The following is an 18994-nucleotide window of genomic DNA, read 5'->3' on the forward strand; positions in this document are numbered from 1 at the left end:
TTCACCGCTCTCCGGACGAACGCGCCGCCGAGGCGCGCCGTCTCATCGTGTTCCATCTCCGAGGCTTCCGGCCGGAGCCGGTGCCTCCCGCCCGCTTTCTACCAAAGCGAGGTTGCCGCATCGCAAGCGCTGCCCGCGCAGCGGGCTCGTCACGCGCGAAGGCGATCAGCAGCCCGGTGGCGAACATGGCAGGCAACAGGGCGGACCCTCCGTAGGAGAACAGCGGGAGGGGGACGCCGGCGATCGGCAGCAGACCGAGCACCGCACCGATGTTGATCACCGCCTGGGCTGTGATCCAGGTGGTCACGCCTCCCGCGGCATACCTCACGAAGGGGTCCTCCGTGCGTCCGGCCACGCGGATACCCGCATAGCCTAGAGCCGCGAACAGGGCGAGCACCGACAGCGTCCCCGCCAGGCCCAGTTCCTCACCGGTGACGGCGAAGATGAAGTCGGTGTGGGCTTCGGGTAGTTGGCCCCATTTTTCCACACTCGCGCCGAGTCCGGAGCCGAAGAGTCCGCCGGAGGCCAGGGCGTAGATGCCGTGCACGGCCTGCCAGCAGTCGGCGGCGCCCGCCTTGGGCTCGGTCACCCCGATGCACGAGAGCCGGGCCATCCGGTTGGGGCTGGTCTTGATGAGGACGAACCCGATCAGGGCGGCGATCTGCAGCACCACGGCGAACAGCCGCGTCGGCGCCCCGGCGAGCCACAGCAGGCCGAACAGGATCGCCGTGAGGATGATCGCGGTGCCCATGTCGCCGCCGAGCATGATCAGCCCGAGCAGCAGGAAGGCGACCGGCACCAGCGGCACCAGCATGTGCTTCCACTGGGTCAGCAGCTTCCTCTCCTGCTTGCGGGCGATCAGGTCCGCGCCCCACAGGACCAGGGCCAGCTTGCCGAACTCGCTCGGCTGGACCTGGAAGGAGCCGCCGAGGGAGATCCAGTTCTGGTTGCCGTTGACCGCCATCCCTATCCCCGGCACCTGCACCAGGGCCATCAGGAAGACGGCACCGGCCAGGATCGGGTACGCCAGCGCCCGGTGCAGCTTCACCGGCATGCGGGAGGCCGCGAACAGCAGTACGCCGCCCATCACGGCGGCCAGCAGCTGCTTGCGGAAGAAGTACGACCCCGGCAGCGACATCTGCAGCGCGGTGATCTGGGAGGCCGAGTAGACCATCACCAGGCCCAGCACGATGATCAGGACGCTGCCGCCGAGGATCAGGTAGTAGGCGGTCAGCGGACGGTCCCAGGCCTTGCGCGCGCGCGTGCAGAACCGTTGTACGGGGTGGTCGCGGGAGGTCCGGGCGACGGCGGGACGCCTGGACGCCCGCTGCACGGGTGGCCGGCCGGTACGGCTACTGGGCATCGGCGCCTCCGCTGAACGTCGACCGTCCCACGCGTCCCTCCCTAGATCCGCCCGGCAGGCGGCCGGGGTCAGGCTTCGAGTTCGCGGACCGCCGCCGCGAACGCGTCACCGCGCTGGTTGTAGTTGGTGAACATGTCCATGGAGGCGCAGGCCGGGGCCAGCAGCACCGTGTCACCGGGCTGCGCGAGCCGCTTCGCTTCCGTCACCGCCTGGAGCATCGCCCCAGTGTCGGTCCGGTCGAGGTCCACAACGGGTACCTGCGGGGCGTGTCGCGCGAGGGCCTCGCGGATCAGGGCACGATCGGCACCGATCAGGACGGCACCGCGAAGTCGCTTCGCCGACTTGGCGACCAGCTCGTCGAAGGTCGCTCCCTTCGCCAGACCGCCCGCAATCCATACAATCGACTCATATGACGCCAACGATGCTTCGGCGGCATGCGTGTTGGTCGCCTTGGAGTCGTCCACGTACGCCACCGAGTCGATGTCGGCGACGTGCGCGATGCGGTGGGCGTCCGGCCGGAAGGCCCGCAGCCCCTCCCGCACGGCCTGGGCGGGCACCCCGAAGGCGCGCGCGAGGGCCGCCGCGGCAAGGGCGTTGGCGATGTTGTGCGGGGCCGACGGGTTGACGTCGCAGACCTCGGCCAGTTCCTGGGCGTTCTTCTGCCGGTTCGCCACGAAGGCCCGGTCGACCAGGATGCCGTCGACGACACCGAGTTGGGAGGGCGCGGGGGCGCCGAGGGTGAAGCCGACGGCCCGGCAGCCCTCTTCGACGTCGGCCTCGCGGACCAGGTCCTCGGTGGCCTTGTCCTCGACGTTGTAGACGCAGGCGACCCGATTGCCCTCGTAGATACGGCCCTTGTCGCGGGCGTAGGCCTCCATGGAGCCGTGCCAGTCGAGGTGGTCGGGGGCGAGGTTGAGGACGGCCGCCGAGTGGGCGCGCAGCGAGGGCGCCCAGTGCAGCTGGTAGCTGGACAGCTCCACGGCGAGTACGTCGTACTCCTCCTCGCCGAGGACGGCGTCCAGCAGGGAGACGCCGATGTTGCCGACGGCGGCCGTGCGCAGGCCGGCCGCCGTCAGGATCGACGCCAGCATCTGCACGGTCGTGGTCTTGCCGTTGGTGCCCGTGACGGCCAGCCAAGGGGCCGCTTCCCTGCCGTCGTGGCCCCGCAGGCGCCAGGCCAGCTCGACGTCGCCCCAGACCGGCACGCCGGCCTTCTCGGCCGCCAGGAACAGCGGCTTGTCGGGCTTCCAGCCGGGCGCGGTGACGATCAGCTCGGTGCCCTCCGGCAGGGAGGCGCCGTCGCCGAGGCGCACGGTGATGCCGAGCGCCTCCAGTGCGGCCGCCTGCTCACGCGCGCGTGCGTCGTCGCCGTCGTTGACGACCGTGACGACCGCCCCGCGCGCGTGCAGCGCCCTGGCCGCCGGGACGCCGGAGACACCGAGCCCGGCGACGGTGACGTGCTTGCCCTGGAAGTCGAAGAGCTCCGAGGTGGAGGTCACTTTTCCGCTGCCCATCCCGCATAGAAGAGGCCCAGTCCGACAATCACACAGATTCCCTGGATGATCCAGAACCGGACCACCACCAGGACTTCGGACCAGCCCTTGAGTTCGAAGTGGTGCTGGAGCGGTGCCATCCGGAAGACGCGCTTGCCGGTGAGCCGGAAGGAGCCGACCTGGATGACGACCGACATGGTGATGAGGACGAACAGGCCGCCCATGATGGCCACCAGCAGTTCCGTGCGGGAGAGGATCGCCAGACCCGTCAGGACACCGCCGAGGGCGAGCGAGCCGGTGTCGCCCATGAAGATCTTCGCCGGCGAGGTGTTCCACCACAGGAAGCCCAGGCAGGCACCCATCAGCGCGGAGGCGATCACCGCGAGGTCCAGCGGGTCGCGCACCTCGTAGCAGGCGGCCGGATTGGTCAGGGTCTGCGCGTTGGCGCAGGACTCCTGGAACTGCCAGACGCCGATGAACGTGTAGGCGCCGAAGACGAGCACGGAGGCGCCGGTGGCCAGGCCGTCCAGACCGTCGGTCAGGTTCACGCCGTTCGACATCGCGAGGATCATGAACAGCGCCCAGACGACGAACAGCACCGGGCCGATCGTCCAGCCGAAGTCGGTGATGAACGACAGCTTGGTGGAGGCCGGGGTGTTGCCGCGCGCGTCGGCGAACGTCAGCGACAGCACGGCGAAGGAGATGCCGACGATCAGCTGGCCGGCCATCTTCGCCTTGGCCCGCAGACCCAGCGAACGCCGCTTGACGATCTTGATGTAGTCGTCGAGGAAGCCGACCAGACCCATGCCGAACATCAGTCCGAGGACCAGGATGCCGGAGTAGGTGGGCGGGTAACCCGTGATGAGCTTGCTCAGGAAGTACGCGGCGATCGTCGCCAGGATGAAGGCGATGCCGCCCATGGTCGGCGTACCGCGCTTGCTGGCGTGCTCGCGCGGGCCGTCGTCACGGATGTACTGGCCGTAGCCCTTGCGGGCGAGGAGCTTGATCAGCAGCGGGGTGCCGATCAGCGTCAGGAAGAGGCCAATGACTCCTGAGAACAGGATCTGCTTCATCATCGGGCGGCAACCTCACCCTCGGCACCGCTCTCGACGAGCGCCTGGGCAACGCTCTCGAGCCCCACCGAACGGGACGCCTTCACGAGTACGACGTCCCCCGGGCGCAACTCGCTGCGCAACAGGTCGATCGCCGCCTGTGCGTCGGACACGTGCACCGACTCCTCACCCCACGAACCCTCGTTATATGCGCCCAGTTGCAGCCAGGAGGCTTCGATCCCCCCGACCGCGACGAGCTTGCTGACGTTGAGCCGGACGGCGAGCCGTCCGACGGCGTCGTGCTCGGCGAGCGCCTCGTCCCCCAGCTCGGCCATCTTGCCGAGCACCGCCCACGTGCGGCGCCCCTTGCCCATGGCCGCGAGCGCCCTCAGGGCGGCCCGCACGGACTCGGGGTTGGCGTTGTAGGCGTCGTTGACGATGGTCACGCCGTCCGGTCGCTCGGTGACCTCCATCCGCCAGCGGGAGAGGGTGCCCGCCTCGGAGAGCGCGGTGGCGATCTCTTCCGCGGACATGCCCAGCTCATGGGCGACGGCGGCCGCGGCGAGCGCGTTCGACACGTGGTGCTCACCGTACAGGCGCATGGTCACATCGCATGCACCGGAGGGTGTGAGAAGCCTGAAGGACGGCTGTCCGCTGTCCGTGAGTCGTACGTTCTCGGCGCGTACGTCCGCTTCGGCCGACTCTCCGAAAAGGACCACCTTCGCCTTGGTACGCGGGGCCATGGCCCTGACCAGCGGGTCGTCGGCGTTGAGGATGGCCGCGCCGTCCTCCGGGAGGCCTTCGACGATCTCGCCCTTGGCCTGGGCGATCTGCTCGCGGCCGCCGAACTCGCCGATGTGGGCGGTGCCGACGTTGAGGACGACGCCGATCTTCGGGGGCGTGAGGTCGGTGAGGTAGCGGATGTGCCCGACACCGCGGGCGCCCATCTCCAGCACGAGGAACTGCGTCTCCTCGGTGGCGGTCAGGGCGGTGAGCGGCAGCCCGATCTCGTTGTTGAGCGACTGCGGCGTGAACACCGTCGGCGCCTTGCGCTGGAGCACCTGCGCGATCAGGTCCTTGGTGCTGGTCTTGCCCGCCGAGCCGGTCAGGGCCACGAGGGTCGCGCCGAGCCGTTTGACGACGTGCCGGGCGAGGGCGCCGAGGGCGGCCTGGACGTCCTCGACGACGATCGCGGGCGCGCCGACCGGGCGCGACGCCAGTACGGCGACCGCGCCCGCCTCGACGACCCGCGCCGCGAAGTCGTGGCCGTCCACGCGCTCGCCGACGAAGGCGGCGAACAGGCTGCCGGGCACCACCTCTCGGGAGTCCCGGACGACCGGGCCCGTGACCTGCGTGGACGGATCCGGTATGTCGTGCGTCTGCCCGCCGACGACTGCTGCGATCTCGGCGAGGGAGAGGGCGATCACAAGTTCATCCCCTGGGTCTTCTGGATTTTCATCCCTGGGTCTTCTGGATGGCTTCGCGGAGCACCTGGCGGTCGTCGAAGGGACGGACCACGCCGGCGATGTCCTGGCCCTGCTCATGGCCCTTGCCCGCGACCAGCACGGTGTCGCCGGCCCGGGCGCGGCCCACGGCGGCGGTGATCGCGGCGGCCCGGTCCTCGAACAGGAGCACCTCGCCGCGCTCGTGCGCGGGCACGGAGGCCGCGCCCTGGAGCATGGTCGCGAGGATCGCGAGGGGGTCCTCGGAGCGGGGGTTGTCGGAGGTCAGTACGGCCGTGTCGGACAGGCGGGCCACGGCCGCGCCCATCGGGGCGCGCTTGGTCTGGTCGCGGTCGCCGCCGCAGCCGAGGACCACGTGCAGCCGGCCCTTGGTGACCTTGCGCAGCGCCTTGAGCACCGACTCGACCGCGTCGGTCTTGTGGGCGTAGTCCACGACCGCGAGGTAGGGCTGTCCGGCGTCCACGCGCTCCAGGCGGCCGGGGACGCCGGGTACGGCGGCGATGCCGTCGGCGGCGGCCTGCGGGTCGAGGCCGGCCGCGGCGAGGGCGACGATGGCGGCGAGGGTGTTCGCCACGTTGAAGGGGCCCGGCAGCGGCGACCTGGCGTGGAGGCGCTCGCCGTTCGGGCCGACGACGGTGAACGTCGAGTCCATGGGGCCGACCTGGACGTGCTCGGCCCGCCAGTCGGCGTCGGGGTGGCCCTCGGCGGAGAAGGTGACGACGGGGACCGTGGCCTCCTCGGCCAGCCGGCGGCCGTACTCGTCGTCGGCGTTGACCACGCCGAGCCTGCTGCGCCGCGGCGTGAACAGCTGCGCCTTGGCCCGGAAGTAGTCCTCCATGTCGGAGTGGAACTCCATGTGCTCCGGGCTGAGGTTGGTGAAGACGGCGACGTCGAAGACGCAGCCGTCGACCCGGCCGAGGACCAGGGCGTGGCTGGAGACCTCCATGGCGACCGCCTCGACACCGCGCTCGCGCATGACGGCGAAGAGCGCCTGCAGGTCGGTGGCTTCCGGGGTGGTGCGCTCGGACTTGATGCGTTCGTCGCCGATGCGCATCTCGACCGTGCCGACGAGACCGGTGGACTTCGCGGTGCGCAGTCCGCCCTCGACCAGATAGGCCGTGGTGGTCTTGCCGGAGGTGCCGGTGATGCCGATCTGGAGCAGGTCGTGCCCGGGCCGGCCGTAGATGGTGGCCGCGAGTGCGCCCATCCGCGCGCGCGGGTCGTCCACGACGAGGACCGGCAGTCCGGTCGCGGCGGCGCGCTCGGCGCCCGTCGGGTCGGTGAGCACGGCGACCGCGCCGAGGCCGGCGGCCTGGGTGGCGAAGTCGGCGCCGTGCAGGCGGGCGCCCGGGAGGGCGGCGTACAGGTCGCCGGGGCGGACGGCGCGCGAGTCGTGGGTGATCCCCGTGACCTCGGCGGGGGCCTCCGGGGCGGCGGCACCCAGCTGATCGGCCAGTTCCGCGAGGGGTGTGGCGGAGACCTCGACCGGTCGCGGCGGTCCCGGATATGTCACGGAAGCGCCCTTCTGGGTGGTTTGGGACTGATCAGCGTGTGGCACGGCGGTGAGCGTACCCGGCGCACCCGCTCCGGGGCGAAGTGAGGGGCGGGAGGCGCCTTGGTTCCCGGGTTCCGGGGTGATCGTTGTCACGGGCTGGTTCCTGGTGTTTCCGAGGTGCTGATCAGGGCTTGTAGTCGACGGGCAGGTTGGCGGGCTGCGCCCCGGTCGGCGGCACCTGCAGGGTCTTCAGCGCGAACTCCATCACCTGCTTGTAGATGGGACCGCAGATCTGGCCGCCGTAGTAGCTGCCGGAGGTGGCGTTCTGGATGGCGCAGTAGACGGTGATGCGGGGGTTGTCCGCAGGCGCGAAGCCGGCGAACGACGAGGTGTATCCGTGGTATCTGCCGGTGGCCGGATCCACACGGTTGGCCGTGCCCGTCTTGCCCGCGACCCGGTAGCCGGGGATACGGGCCTTGATGCCGGTGCCCTGCTCGTCGTCCACGACGGACTCCAGCATCTGGGAGAGGGAGGTGGCGGTCTTCCGGCTGACGACCCGGGTGTCCTTGGGCTTGGGCGCGGGGGTGAAGCGTCCGTCGGGGCCCTTGGTGCCGCGCACCAGGGTCGGCTCGATCCGGACCCCGCCGTTGGCGATGGTCGAGTAGACGGAGGCGGCCTGCAGGGCGTTGAGGGAGAAGCCCTGGCCGAAAGGAATCGTGTACTGCTGCGAAGTGGACCACTTCTGGTACGGCGAGAGGATGCCGGGGGTCTCGCCGGGGAAGCCGAGCCCGGTGGGGCTGCCGATGCCGAACTTGCGCAGGTAGGAGTAGAGGACCTTGTTCGCCTCGGCCTGCGTGCGGCCGAGCTGGCCGGTGGCCAGGATGGTGCCGATGTTGCTGGACTTGGCGAGGACGCCGTTCAGCGTGAGGTACCAGGTGTCGTGGTCGACGTCGTCGGAGAAGAGCCGGTCGCCGCGGTGCAGCCGGTTGGGTACGACGACATGGGTGAGCGGGGTCGCGGCGTTCTCCTCCAGCACGGCCGCCATGGACATCACCTTGGCGGTGGAGCCGGGCTCGTAGGCGTCCTGGAGGGCCGCGTTGCCCATGGCCTCCGCGTCCGCCTCGGACAGGTTGTTCGGGTCGAAGCCGGGTGCGTCGGCCATGGCCAGGATCTCGCCGCTGCGGGTGTCCTGGACGACCACGTACCCGCGGTCCGCCCTGGACCTGCGCACCTGCTCGGTGATGGCGTTCTGCGCGGCCCACTGGATGTCGCGGTCGATGGTCAGCTCGACGTCGGAGCCGGGCACGGCGGGTGTCTCGTTGGACCCGGCCGTGGGCACCTCGCGGCCGCCGGACTGGGCATAGCGGATCTTGCCGTCCTTGCCCGACAGCTGCTTGTTCAGCTCCTGCTCGATGCCGCCGCCGCCCTGGCCGTCGGCGTTGACCCAGCCGAGTGTCCCGGCGGCGAGGTCGCCGTTGGGATACACGCGCTGGCTGCTGGGGTCGGCGAAGACGCCGGCCAGCACGTTGGCGGTGCTGTGGTCCGTCTCGGACTTCTTGGCGAGCGCGGCCTTCAGGTCCTTGATCTGCTTCCAGACCTGCGGGGTCTGCCGGGTGGCGAGCCGGGTGTAGCGGGAGCTGCTGTTCCTGGGCCGCAGCTTCTTCACGAGCTCGGCCTGGCTCTGCCCGAGGATCGGCGAGAGCAGCGCGGCGGCCTGCTCCGGGCCGTCGCCGACCTGCAGCTGCTTCCTGCTGAACATCGTGGGGTCGGCCGTGATGTCGTACGCGTCCTCGCTGATGGCGAGGGCCACGCCGTTGCGGTCGGTGATCCCGCCGCGTTCGGCGGCCAGCGTGTGCACGACATAGCGGTTCTGCTCGGCCCGCGCGGCGAGCGCGCGGGCGTCGACGGCCTGCACCTGGAGGAGCCGCACGACGAAGGCCAGCAGCACCAGGGTCAGGGCGAGGCTGACCATGCGCAGCCGGGGCCGGGCGCTGCCGAGCCGGAGGGGGCGCTGGCCCGGCGGCCGGGCGCCGCTCGGCCGCCGCGCCGGACGCACACCGGGCCCGGGCTGGCGCCGCACGGCGCTCCTGGGCCGAGGCGGTTTGGCAGGCCCGGGCACACGACGGCGCGGCGCTTCCCTGTCGGACACTTCCGTCACCTGCCGGGGGTCGGGGTGGGGATGGGCTGGGGGGCGGCGGGCGGTGATGGTACGGCCCCCGCCGGGGCGGAGGGCGCGGGGACGGACTGGGGCTGTCCCTGCGCCGGTGCGGGAGAGACGGGCGTGGACGGGGTCGCGGAAAGGGCGGCGGCCGGGGTCACGGTCTCGGGGGCGACCGGGCCGGTGAGGGCGGCGGGGTCGGGCCTCGCGACACCCGTGACGCCCTTGACGGTGCCGTCGGGGTTGAGGAAGGCCGGGTCGCCGCCGGGGACCATGCCGAGTTGGCGGGCCCGGCGCTGGAGGGCGTCGGGGGCCGAGTAGGCGTCGATGTCCCGCTGGAGGGCCTGTTCCTCGTCGGTGAGGCTCCTCGTCTCCTTCTGCAGGGCGTCGAGTTTGAACGAGCCTTCGCTGAGCGCGGAGTTCAGCACCAGCAGCCCGATGAGGCCGCCGCCGAGCAGCAGGACGACGAGGAGGACGAACGGGGCACGGGCGGCCCGGGCGCGGCCGGCCGGCAGGAGCCGGGCGAGCCGCGCGGCCCGCCCCTTCAGTTCGGGTTTCCTACGCACGGCTCCCCCGGTCAGTGCGGGCGTCCCGCCGGCCCGTCTCGCTCACTCGGCGTCCTCCCTGATGCGCTCGGCGCCGCGCAGCCTGGCCGGTGCGGCCCGGCGGTTCTCGGCGACCTCTTCCTCGGTGGGAAGTTCGGCACCCCGGGTGAGCAGCTTGAGCCGCGGCTGGTAGCGCTCGGGCACGACCGGCAGCCCGGGCGGCGCGGTGGACGCGGCGCCGGCCGCGAACACCTGCTTGACCAGCCGGTCCTCCAGCGAGTGGTACGACAGCACCGCGATCCGCCCGCCGACGTCGAGGGCCTTCACCGCCGCGGGGATCGCCCGCTCCAGGACGGACAGTTCCCCGTTGACCTCGATGCGCAGCGCCTGGAAGGTGCGCTTGGCGGGGTTGCCGCCGGTGCGCTTGGCGGCCTGCGGCAGGGCGTCCCGGATCAGCTCCACGAGCCGGGCGCTGTTGCTGAACGGCTCCTTCTCGCGTGCGCGCACGATCGCGGCCACGATCCGCTTGGCCTGCTTCTCCTCGCCGTACGCGCGCAGGATGCGCACGAGTTCGCCCGGCGGGTAGGTGTTGAGGACCTCGGCGGCACTCATGCCGGTCGTCTGGTCCATCCGCATGTCCAGCGGCGCGTCCTGGGCGTAGGCGAAGCCGCGGTCGGCCTCGTCCAGTTGCATGGAGGAGACGCCGAGGTCGAACAGGACGCCCTGCACGCGCGCGATGCGCAGCCGGCGCAGCACGTCGGGCAGCTCGTCGTAGACGGCGTGCACCAGGGTGGCGCGCTCGCCGAAGGGCGCCAGGCGCTCGCCGGACAGCCGCAGCGCCTCCTTGTCCCGGTCGAGGCCGATCAGCCGCGCCTCGGGGAACCGGCTCAGCAGCGCCTCGCTGTGCCCGCCGAGGCCGAGTGTGCAGTCGACGACCACCGCTCCCGGGCGCTCCAGGGCGGGCGCCAGCAGGTCCAGGCACCGCTGGAGCATCACCGGGACGTGTCGACTCTGGCTCAAGGGGGCCTCTCATCTTCCGGCGCGGCCCGTACGCACCGCCGGGTCCCCGCCAGCTCGTGAAGGGGAGGCCTGCCGGCGCCGGAAGCGTCAGCCGGACCGGGAGCGGGAGGAGGCCGAGCCGTGCGTACGCGCCGCGCACGCGGGGAGACGGCCCGGGTGCGAGCCGGGGTCTCCGGGGTTTCACCAGCAGGGAGAGCCACGTCTCCCGCTTCGCGCCACTTTAGTCCACCGTGTCTCGCGGTCAATCAACCGGCCTGCGCGTCGCCTACCGCATCGCGGCGGGAGCCGCAATTCGGCGGTGTTCACCCGTCCGGAGCAGGTTTGCCCCACCTGTGGGGTGGCTCACAACAAGCCGTGATGACGTTCTTTGTCCCGACTCACAGCGGGCCAGGGCCGGGCGTGACCAGTAACGTCATGAGTATGACGACTTCCGCAGCAGTTCCCACTGGATCCGAAGGCGCCATAACGGACGGCGGTGGCGTGACCGATCGCCTGGTGGAGGCCAACCGGCGGTACGCCGCCGCGTTCGCCGACCCGGGCATGGACGCCCGTCCCGTTCTCCAGGTCGCCGTGGTCGCCTGTATGGACGCCCGCCTCGACCTGCACAAGGCACTCGGCCTGCAGCTCGGCGACTGTCACACCATCCGCAACGCGGGCGGCGTGGTCACCGACGACGTGATCCGCTCCCTGACCATCAGCCAGCGGGCGCTCGGCACCCGCAGCGTCGTGCTCATCCACCACACCGGCTGTGGCATGGAGTCCATCACCGAGGACTTCCGGCACGACCTGGAGATGGAGGTCGGTCAGCGCCCGGCGTGGGCGGTGGAGTCCTTCCGGGACGTCGACCAGGACGTGCGCCAGTCCATGCAGCGCGTGCGTACCTCGCCGTTCCTGCTGCACACGAACGACGTACGCGGTTTTGTGTTCGACGTGCGCACCGGTCTCCTGCGCGAGATCGACCCGGCCTGAGCGGACGCACCGGCCGGCCACCCCGGAAGCATCCCGCCACAGCCGTATCGAAAACGCGGTCGAAAAGGCCGTAAGACCGACATCGTGCGGGCAGTTGTCCACAGGCGAGTGACACGAATCGGTAACGGCGGCAAGAATGCGGGTGTGACGTCACGCGGAACCTTTCCCGCGTGGTGTCCGTGTTTCGGGGTGGGCCGGTTTCGCAAGCAGCGTCGGCCCGGAAAGTACGGGCCGAGGAGGGCCGGGTGACGACCTATGACGATCGAGCGAGCCTCACTGATCTGACCGCCACGGTGGAGCGGGTGCGCGGTTCGGTGGAGGGCGTGATCGAGGGAAAGCCCGAGGTCGTACGGCTGGCCCTGACCGTGCTGCTCGCCGAGGGCCACCTGCTGATCGAGGACGTCCCCGGCGTGGGAAAGACGATGCTGGCCAAGGCGCTGGCGCGGTCCATCGACTGCTCGGTGCGGCGTATCCAGTTCACGCCCGACCTGCTGCCCTCGGACATCACCGGTGTGTCCATCTGGGACCAGCAGCGCCGGGACTTCGAGTTCAAGCCGGGCGCCATCTTCGCGCAGATCGTGATCGGCGACGAGATCAACCGCGCCTCGCCCAAGACCCAGTCGGCGCTGCTGGAGTCCATGGAGGAGCGGCAGGTCACCATCGACGGGCAGACCTACGAACTGCCCAGTCCCTTCATGGTGGTGGCCACCCAGAACCCGGTCGAGATGGAGGGCACCTACCCGCTGCCCGAGGCCCAGCGCGACCGCTTCATGGCCCGCGTCTCCGTCGGCTATCCCAGCGTGGAGGCCGAGTTGCAGATGCTGGACATCCACGGCGGGGTCAGCCCGCTGGAGGACCTGCAGCCGGTGGCGCACGCCCACGAGATCGTGAAGCTGATCGAGGCGGTGCGCACCGTGCACGTCTCCGAGCCGGTCCGCCGGTACGCGGTGGAGCTGGTCGCCGCCACCCGCACCCATCCCGACCTCAGACTCGGCGCCTCCCCGCGCGCGACGCTGCATCTGCTGCGCGCGGCGAAGGCGTCCGCGGCCCTGGCCGGCCGGGAGTACGCGCTGCCGGACGACGTCCAGGCACTCGCCGTCGCCGTCCTCGCGCACCGCCTGCTGCCCACGGCCCAGGCGCAGCTGAACCGCCGCACGGCCGAGCAGGTCGTGCAGGAGATCCTCCAGCACACCCCGCTGCCCGCGGCGCCGGGCCGGCAGGCCCCGGGCTTCGGCGGCCTCGGCCGGAACGTCCCGGCGTATCCGCAGCAGCCCCCGCGGAGTCTGTGATGAGCGCCGGGGGGACCGGGCAGGCGGAGGCCGACCGCGGGGAGGCGGGCGGCGTCCGTACGGCCCTGGCGGGTCTGACCACCCGCGGCCGTTCCTTCCTGGCGGCCGGGATCGCGGCCGCGATCTGCGCGTACGTCCTGGGCCAGAGCGATCTGCTGCGCGTCGGGCTGCTGCTGGCCGTGCTGCCCCTGACCTGCGCGACGGTCGTGTACCGCACGCGCTACCGGGTCTCCGGCACCCGCCGGCTCGCCCCGGCGCGCGTGCCGGCCGGTACCGAGGCCCGGGTGCACCTGCGGATGGACAACGTCTCCCGGCTGCCCACCGGCCTGCTGATGCTCCAGGACCGGGTGCCGTACGTCCTCGGACCGCGGCCCCGGTTCGTGCTGGACCGGGTGGAGCCGGGCGGCCGCCGCGAGGTGTCCTACCGGGTCCGCTCCGACCTGCGCGGCCGCTACCCGCTGGGCCCGCTGCAGCTGCGGCTGACGGACCCCTTCGGGATGTGCGAACTGACCCGCTCCTTCTCGGCGCACGACACCCTGACGGTCATCCCGCGCGTGCAGCCGCTCGCCCCGGTCCGCTTCAGCGGCGAGGCCCAGGGGTACGGCGACGGGCGGCAGCGCTCGCTGGCGCTGGCGGGCGAGGACGACGTGATCCCGCGCGGCTACCGCTACGGCGACGATCTGCGCCGGGTGCACTGGCGGTCCACCGCGCGCTACGGCGAGCTGATGGTGCGCCGCGAGGAACAGCCCCGGCGCGCCCGCTGCACCGTGCTGCTGGACACCCGGGGCGGTGCCTACGAGGGCGCGGGCCCCGACTCGGCCTTCGAGTGGGCCGTCTCCGGTGCCGCCTCGGTGCTGGTGCACATGCTCGAACGCGGCTTCTCGGTACGGCTGCTGACCGACAGCGGCAGCGTGGTGCCCGGCGAGGGCGCCGACGGGTTCGCCGGCACCGGCCAGGAGACCGCGGAGGCGGCCGGGCTGATGATGGACACCCTCGCGGTGATCGACCACTCGGACGGCACCGGCCTGTCCCGGGCGTACGACGTGCTGCGCGGCGGCAACGAGGGGCTGCTGGTCGCCTTCCTGGGCGACCTGGACGAGGAACAGGCCGCGACGGTCGCCAGGATGAGCCGGCGCAGCGGCGGTGCCGTCGCCTTCGTGCTGGACCCCGACACATGGGTGCGGGAGGCGACCGACGGGCCGCTGCCGGGCGACCGGCACACCGAGCGCCTGCGGCTGCTGCGCGAGTCGGGCTGGACCGCGCTGAGCGTGCCGCGCGGCGCCGCGCTGAACACGCTGTGGCAGCAGGCGGACCGGGAGCGCTCGGGCCTGGTGTCGTCGAGCGGGGAGGCCAGGGGATGAGCGGGCGGGCACGACTGGCGCTGTGCGCGGCGGCGGCCACGCTGATGGCCTCCTGCGCGCTGCTGCCCCTGGTGGCCGAGCCGACCTGGCTGCTGCAGCTGGTGCCGCTGCTGGCCGTGCAGAGCGGGGTGGGTGCGGCGGCCCGCCGGGTGCCGCTGGGCCGGCCGCTGACCGTGGTGGCGCAGGCGCTGGCCACGCTGGTGCTGCTGACCCTGGTCTTCGCGCGGGAGCACGCGATCATCGGGCTGGTCCCGGGGCCGGACTCCTTCCGGCACTTCGCCGACCTGCTCCAGCAGGGCTCCGACGACGTCGGCGAGTACGCGATCCCGGCGCCCCTCACCGACGGCATCAAGCTGATGCTGATCGGCGGCGCCCTGGTGATCGGCCTGCTGGTGGACACGCTCGCGGTGACCTTCCGCAGCGCCGCCCCGGCCGGACTGCCGCTGCTCGCGCTGTACTCGGTGGCCGCCGGGCTGTCCCAAGGCGCCGCCGACTGGCTGTGGTTCCTGGTGGCGGCGGCCGGCTATCTGATGCTGCTGCTCGCCGAGGGCCGGGACCGGCTGGCTCAGTGGGGCCGGGTCTTCGGTGGCGCTCCCCGTTCCCCGGGCTCCCCGGAGGACGGCGCGGTGGCCCCGGTGCGCACCGGACGCCGGATCGGGGCGGTGGCACTGGGCGTGGCCCTGATGGTTCCGCTGGCGCTGCCCGCGATGCAGGGCGGCCTGCTGGACGCCGCCGGGACGGGCGTGGGGGCGGGCAGCGGCGAGGGGCTTGGGGGCGGCGCGGTCAACCTGCTGGTGGCGCTGCGCGACAACCTGAACACGGACAACGACCGCCAGGTGCTGACCCTGCGGACCAGCACCAACGACATCTCGGACCTGTATCTGCGGATCGCCTCCCTGGACGACTTCGACGGCACCACCTGGAAGCCCGCGCAGCGGCGCGTCGTCGGCGTGCCGGACCGGTTCCCCACGCCCCTCGGCCTCGGCGCGGACATCAGGCGCGGCACGGTGACGACCACGGTCACGGCGGCGGACTGGTACGCCCAGGACTGGCTGCCGATGCCGTACCCGCCGAGCGGGGTGAAGATCGGCGGACGCTGGCGCTACGAACCGGTCGGCATGGCCGTCGTCGGCGACCACGGCCAGACCACGCGCGGCGCGGCCTACCAGGTGACCAGCCTGGACCTGCGGCCGACGGCGCAGCAGCTGTCCACCGCGCCGGAGCCGCCCGCGGCCCTGAAGCGCGAGTACACCGAGGTGCCGTCCTCGCTGCCGAAGGTGGTGGCCAAGACCGCCGAGGAGATCACCGCGGGCGCGCGCAGCCACTACGAGGAGGCGGTCAAGCTCCAGGACTACTTCGCCGTCACGGGCGGCTTCCAGTACGACACCCAGGTGGAGGTCGGCCGCGGCCCGGACGCCATCGCGAACTTCCTGAAGAAGAAGGAGGGCTTCTGCGTCCACTTCTCCTTCGCGATGGCGGCGATGGCCCGCACGCTGGGCATTCCGGCCCGGGTCGCGGTGGGCTTCGCGCCGGGCACCCCGCAGGCGGACGGCACGGTCGCGGTGAGCCAGAAAGACGCGCACGCCTGGCCCGAGCTGTACTTCGAGGGCGTGGGCTGGACCCGCTTCGAGCCGACTCCGACCCGCGGCACGACACCGTCGTACACCCAGTCGGACACGCCCGGCACCTCGCTGCCGGACCAGGACCTGCCCTCGCACCATGCGTCCACGGCGCCCTCGGCGGCACCCTCGGCGAGCGAGAGCTGCACGCCCGAGCTGGTCAAGGTGCAGGGCTGCGACACCGCGTCCGCGGCGGCGGTCCCGAGCGGCGGCGGCGGTGGCCCGGGCCCGGGGTGGTACCTGCTGTTCGGCCTGGCCGCGCTGGTGGCGCTGGCCCTGCCGCTGTCGCCGCTGCTGTGGCGGCTGCGGGTGCGGTCGGCGCGGCTGGGCGGGCACGCCCGGACCGAGCAGGGGGCGGCGGGACACACCCTGGCGGCCTGGCGGGAGCTGACGGACAGCGCCTGGGACCACGGCATCACGCCGGACGAGTCGCTGACCCCGCGCAGGGCGGCGGACCGGATCGTCGGTCTCGGCCGGCTGGACCCGGCGGCCGGTGCCGCGGTGCACCGGGTGGCGGACGCCGTGGAGCAGGTGCTGTACGCGCCCCGGCCGCGCCCCGCGGCCGGGGTGGCGGAGGACGTGCGCCGGGTGGTCGAGGGGCTGCGGGGCACGGTGAGCACCGGCACGCGGCTGCGGGCGCTGTTCCTGCCCCGCTCGTCGGTGCGGGTGCTGTGGGCGGTGGCGGACCGCTGGTCCGCGCTCCGGGCCCGGGCGGCCGCGGCCAGGCCAGGCCCGCGCCGGCCCTCGCAGCAGCGGGGCTGAGACAGCGCTGAGGGGCGGCCACCGGCGGTGGCCGCCCCTCAGCGTCGTCTGTCGGCGTTGTCCGTCTGCGTCGTCTGCCGGCGTCGTCCGTGGGCGGTGGAGACCGCCGGACGGCTACCGGCCCTGTTCGTCCCGGCGGCGCTGCCAGCGCTCCTCGATCCGGTCCATCATGGAGCGCTTCGGCCGCACCTGGCGGCGGGCGGCGCCCGGGGGCTGCTCGCCCGGCTTCGGGGCCTTGCGCCAGCCCGTGACGGCGAGGACGGCGCAGCCCAGCATGACGAGGAAACCCACCACGCTGACCCAGATCAGCTGCGCGACCATTCCGGCCATGAGGAGCGCGATACCTACGAGGAAGCCTGCGACCGCCTGGTAGACCCGCCGCCGGGTGTACGTACGCAGCCCGCTTCCCTCAAGCGCTGACGCGAACTTGGGATCTTCGGCGTACAGCGCTCGCTCCATCTGCTCGAGCATGCGCTGCTCGTGCTCCGAGAGCGGCACGGAGTCCTCCTCATCGTGCAGTCGCCGGGGCGACCCGGGGGGTCCCTTCAGGATAGGCAGGGAATCGCCCCCGTGAAACCCGCCCCTCTGCGCCAGTTGGCGAACCGGAATCCGTCATGGGCGTCCCGGCTCGCTGAGGCTTCCATTCCCCGGCAGCCGACCCGTCATGCCGGGTGGTGTACCTCGATCATACGGCGCAAACCCCACGATCGGGGGGCTTGTGGCGTACTCCATCCGCTGCCCAGGCCCTGATCAGCGGCGGGTCACGGCCGTGAGCTCAGGCCTCGGCGGCACCCCGCGTCTCACCGAGCACATGCAGCTGGGTGGCGACGGAGTGGAACGCGGCCAGCTCGGCCGCGGCGGCCTCCAGCTTCAGCAGCGCGTCGAGGGCGCCGGGCTCGGTGTCCACGAGGACGCCGGGGACCAGGTCGGCGAAGACCCGCACCCCGTGCACGGCGCCGACCCGCAGGCCCGCGCCCTCGACCAGCGCGGTGAGCTGATCGGCGGTGAACCGGCGCGGCACCGGGTCACCGGTGCCCCAGCGGCCGTCGGGGTCGGTCAGCGCCTGCCGGGCCTCCGTGAAGTGCCCGGCGAGGGCGCGGGCGAGCACGGCGCCGCCGAGCCCCGCGGCGAGCAGGCTGAGGACGCCCTCGGAGCGCAGCGCGGCGACGGCGTTGCGCACGCCCTCGGCCGGGTCGTCGACGTACTCCAGGACGCCGTGGCACAGCACGGCGTCGTAGCCACCGCGCTCGACCACGTCGAACAGGCCGTGCGCGTCGCCCTGGACGCCCCGGACCCGGTCGGCGACGCCGGCCTCGGCGGCCCGGCGCTCCAGCGCGAACAGGGCGTTCGGGCTGGGGTCGACCACGGTGACGCGGTGGCCGAGCCGGGCGAGGGGCACGGCGAAGTTGCCGCTGCCGCCGCCGGTGTCGAGGACGTCGAGCGACTCCCGTCCGGTGGCCTTGACCCTGCGGTCGAGGGCGTCCTGGAGCACGTCCCAGACCACGGCGGTACGCAGGGAGGAGCGGGATCGAGGGGTGTCGGAGCGCGACGACGTCCACTGGGGGTGGCGGTGGGAGACGGGTGGGCGCATCGGGTCCGACACGGCTGTTGACTCCTCGGCAGGCTGGAAGGCTTCAGGCGACTCCACCCTATTGCCTCCGGTGCCGTCCCGGTCACCGCGCCGGAGTACGGCCGTGTCCGTCTCGCACGGCGGACCGGCTGCGGCCGTCGTCGCCTCCGGAACCTCTCCCAGCCGGTGGTCAGCCCGCGTCCGGGAGGTCGCTGCGCGGTGGCGGGCCGGCCGCTCCCCCGGCTTCTCCGGCCTCCGGGCGGGGCTGGGGCAGGACCGGCTGGAGGACGAGCATCCGCTCGACGATGCGCAGGAACATCCCCACGTCCCGTATCAGGTCGTCGGCGTCCCGCCGGCTCGCCGCGTCCCGGATGCCGGCCTCGGCGCGGGCGCGGCGGGCGGCGCCGGAGGCGAACAGCGCGCTCCACTCGGTCAGTTCGGGAGTGATCTCGGGCAGCACTTCCCAGGCGCTGCGGATCCGGGCACGGCGGCGCGGGGAGGTCTCGGGGCGGCCGCGGGCGGCGAGCACGGCGGCGGCGGTGCGCAGGGCGGCGAGGTGGGCCGTCGCATAGCGCTCGTTCGGTGTTTCCAGGACGGTGGCCTCCTCCAGTCCGGCGCGGGCCTGGGCGAGCAGGTCGAGGGCGGCGGGTGGGGCCGTGGCCCGGCGGAGCACGGGGTGCACGTCGCTCGCCGGGCCGGTCAGTGAGGGGGCAGGGCCGGTGGCGCGGCGCCGGCGTGCGGCGGCTGCGGAGGGATTGGCCATGACGAACCTCCTGTCGTCTGGGTGACGGCACGGATGCCGTATGTGCCCATCGTGAGGTATGGCACTGACAAT

General features: G+C 72.5%; 15 protein-coding genes. 4 read left to right on the top strand and 11 right to left on the bottom strand.

Annotated features, from left to right (window positions below; genetic code table 11):
• Window position 1 precedes the first annotated feature (1 nt).
• The 8 genes from ftsW to rsmH all read right to left on the bottom strand — a co-directional run bounded on the left by ftsW (window position 2) and on the right by rsmH (window position 10589).
• Window positions 2–1363: a putative lipid II flippase FtsW gene (gene ftsW / locus IO33_RS0119125; RefSeq protein WP_031166493.1), complete on the bottom strand. Its 1362-nt coding sequence runs from the start codon at window positions 1361–1363 to the stop codon at window positions 2–4.
• Window positions 1364–1431: 68 nt separating this feature from the next.
• Window positions 1432–2877: a UDP-N-acetylmuramoyl-L-alanine--D-glutamate ligase gene (murD, locus tag IO33_RS0119130; protein ID WP_031166496.1), complete on the bottom strand. Its 1446-nt coding sequence runs from the start codon at window positions 2875–2877 to the stop codon at window positions 1432–1434.
• Complete coding sequence (gene mraY / locus IO33_RS0119135; RefSeq protein ID WP_031166498.1) at window positions 2859–3932, bottom strand: phospho-N-acetylmuramoyl-pentapeptide-transferase; 1074 nt, start codon at window positions 3930–3932, stop codon at window positions 2859–2861. Before mraY ends, murD begins: the two co-directional genes overlap by 19 nt.
• Window positions 3929–5335, bottom strand: a complete 1407-nt coding sequence (locus IO33_RS0119140; RefSeq protein WP_031166500.1) for a UDP-N-acetylmuramoyl-tripeptide--D-alanyl-D-alanine ligase — start codon at window positions 5333–5335, stop codon at window positions 3929–3931. Before IO33_RS0119140 ends, mraY begins: the two co-directional genes overlap by 4 nt.
• A gap of 28 nt (window positions 5336–5363) precedes the next feature.
• Window positions 5364–6884 (bottom strand): UDP-N-acetylmuramoyl-L-alanyl-D-glutamate--2,6-diaminopimelate ligase, encoded by a 1521-nt coding sequence (locus IO33_RS0119145; RefSeq protein ID WP_031166502.1) that lies wholly within the window; start codon window positions 6882–6884, stop codon window positions 5364–5366.
• Window positions 6885–7050: 166 nt separating this feature from the next.
• Entirely contained in the window at window positions 7051–9015 is a 1965-nt protein-coding gene (locus IO33_RS0119150) for a peptidoglycan D,D-transpeptidase FtsI family protein (protein WP_031166504.1), read from the bottom strand.
• Between the two features lie 5 nt (window positions 9016–9020).
• Entirely contained in the window at window positions 9021–9590 is a 570-nt protein-coding gene (gene ftsL / locus IO33_RS0119155) for a cell division protein FtsL (protein ID WP_031166506.1), read from the bottom strand.
• Window positions 9591–9632: 42 nt separating this feature from the next.
• The gene (rsmH, locus tag IO33_RS0119160; RefSeq protein ID WP_078963756.1) at window positions 9633–10589 is read right to left on the bottom strand and encodes a 16S rRNA (cytosine(1402)-N(4))-methyltransferase RsmH; all 957 of its coding nucleotides are present in this window, start codon (window positions 10587–10589) and stop codon (window positions 9633–9635) included.
• Between the two features lie 357 nt (window positions 10590–10946).
• Between rsmH and IO33_RS0119165 the strand changes: the two genes are divergently transcribed.
• From IO33_RS0119165 to IO33_RS0119180, 4 genes are all read left to right on the top strand, one after another.
• On the top strand, window positions 10947–11558 hold the full coding sequence (locus IO33_RS0119165; protein ID WP_078963767.1) for a beta-class carbonic anhydrase: 612 nt from the start codon (window positions 10947–10949) through the stop codon (window positions 11556–11558).
• A gap of 245 nt (window positions 11559–11803) precedes the next feature.
• Entirely contained in the window at window positions 11804–12847 is a 1044-nt protein-coding gene (locus IO33_RS0119170) for an AAA family ATPase (RefSeq protein ID WP_031166512.1), read from the top strand.
• Window positions 12847–14208, top strand: coding sequence for a DUF58 domain-containing protein (locus IO33_RS0119175; RefSeq protein WP_031166515.1), 1362 nt, complete (start codon window positions 12847–12849; stop codon window positions 14206–14208). The genes IO33_RS0119170 and IO33_RS0119175 overlap by 1 nt, the downstream gene beginning before the upstream one ends.
• Complete coding sequence (locus tag IO33_RS0119180; protein WP_031166522.1) at window positions 14205–16589, top strand: transglutaminase TgpA family protein; 2385 nt, start codon at window positions 14205–14207, stop codon at window positions 16587–16589. The genes IO33_RS0119175 and IO33_RS0119180 overlap by 4 nt, the downstream gene beginning before the upstream one ends.
• A gap of 114 nt (window positions 16590–16703) precedes the next feature.
• Here IO33_RS0119180 and IO33_RS0119185 read toward each other — a convergent pair whose 3' ends face one another.
• The 3 genes from IO33_RS0119185 to IO33_RS0119195 all read right to left on the bottom strand — a co-directional run bounded on the left by IO33_RS0119185 (window position 16704) and on the right by IO33_RS0119195 (window position 18922).
• The gene (locus tag IO33_RS0119185; protein ID WP_031166525.1) at window positions 16704–17087 is read right to left on the bottom strand and encodes a DUF3040 domain-containing protein; all 384 of its coding nucleotides are present in this window, start codon (window positions 17085–17087) and stop codon (window positions 16704–16706) included.
• A gap of 277 nt (window positions 17088–17364) precedes the next feature.
• Window positions 17365–18192, bottom strand: coding sequence for a class I SAM-dependent methyltransferase (locus tag IO33_RS0119190; protein ID WP_031166527.1), 828 nt, complete (start codon window positions 18190–18192; stop codon window positions 17365–17367).
• Between the two features lie 157 nt (window positions 18193–18349).
• Window positions 18350–18922 carry an SAV_6107 family HEPN domain-containing protein gene (locus IO33_RS0119195; RefSeq protein ID WP_031166529.1) on the bottom strand — a complete coding sequence of 191 codons (573 nt, stop codon included), beginning with the start codon at window positions 18920–18922 and terminating at the stop codon, window positions 18350–18352.
• Window positions 18923–18994 lie beyond the last annotated feature (72 nt).

The organism is Streptomyces durhamensis, from assembly GCF_000725475.1.
Classification (GTDB): Bacteria; Actinomycetota; Actinomycetes; order Streptomycetales; family Streptomycetaceae; genus Streptomyces; species Streptomyces filipinensis.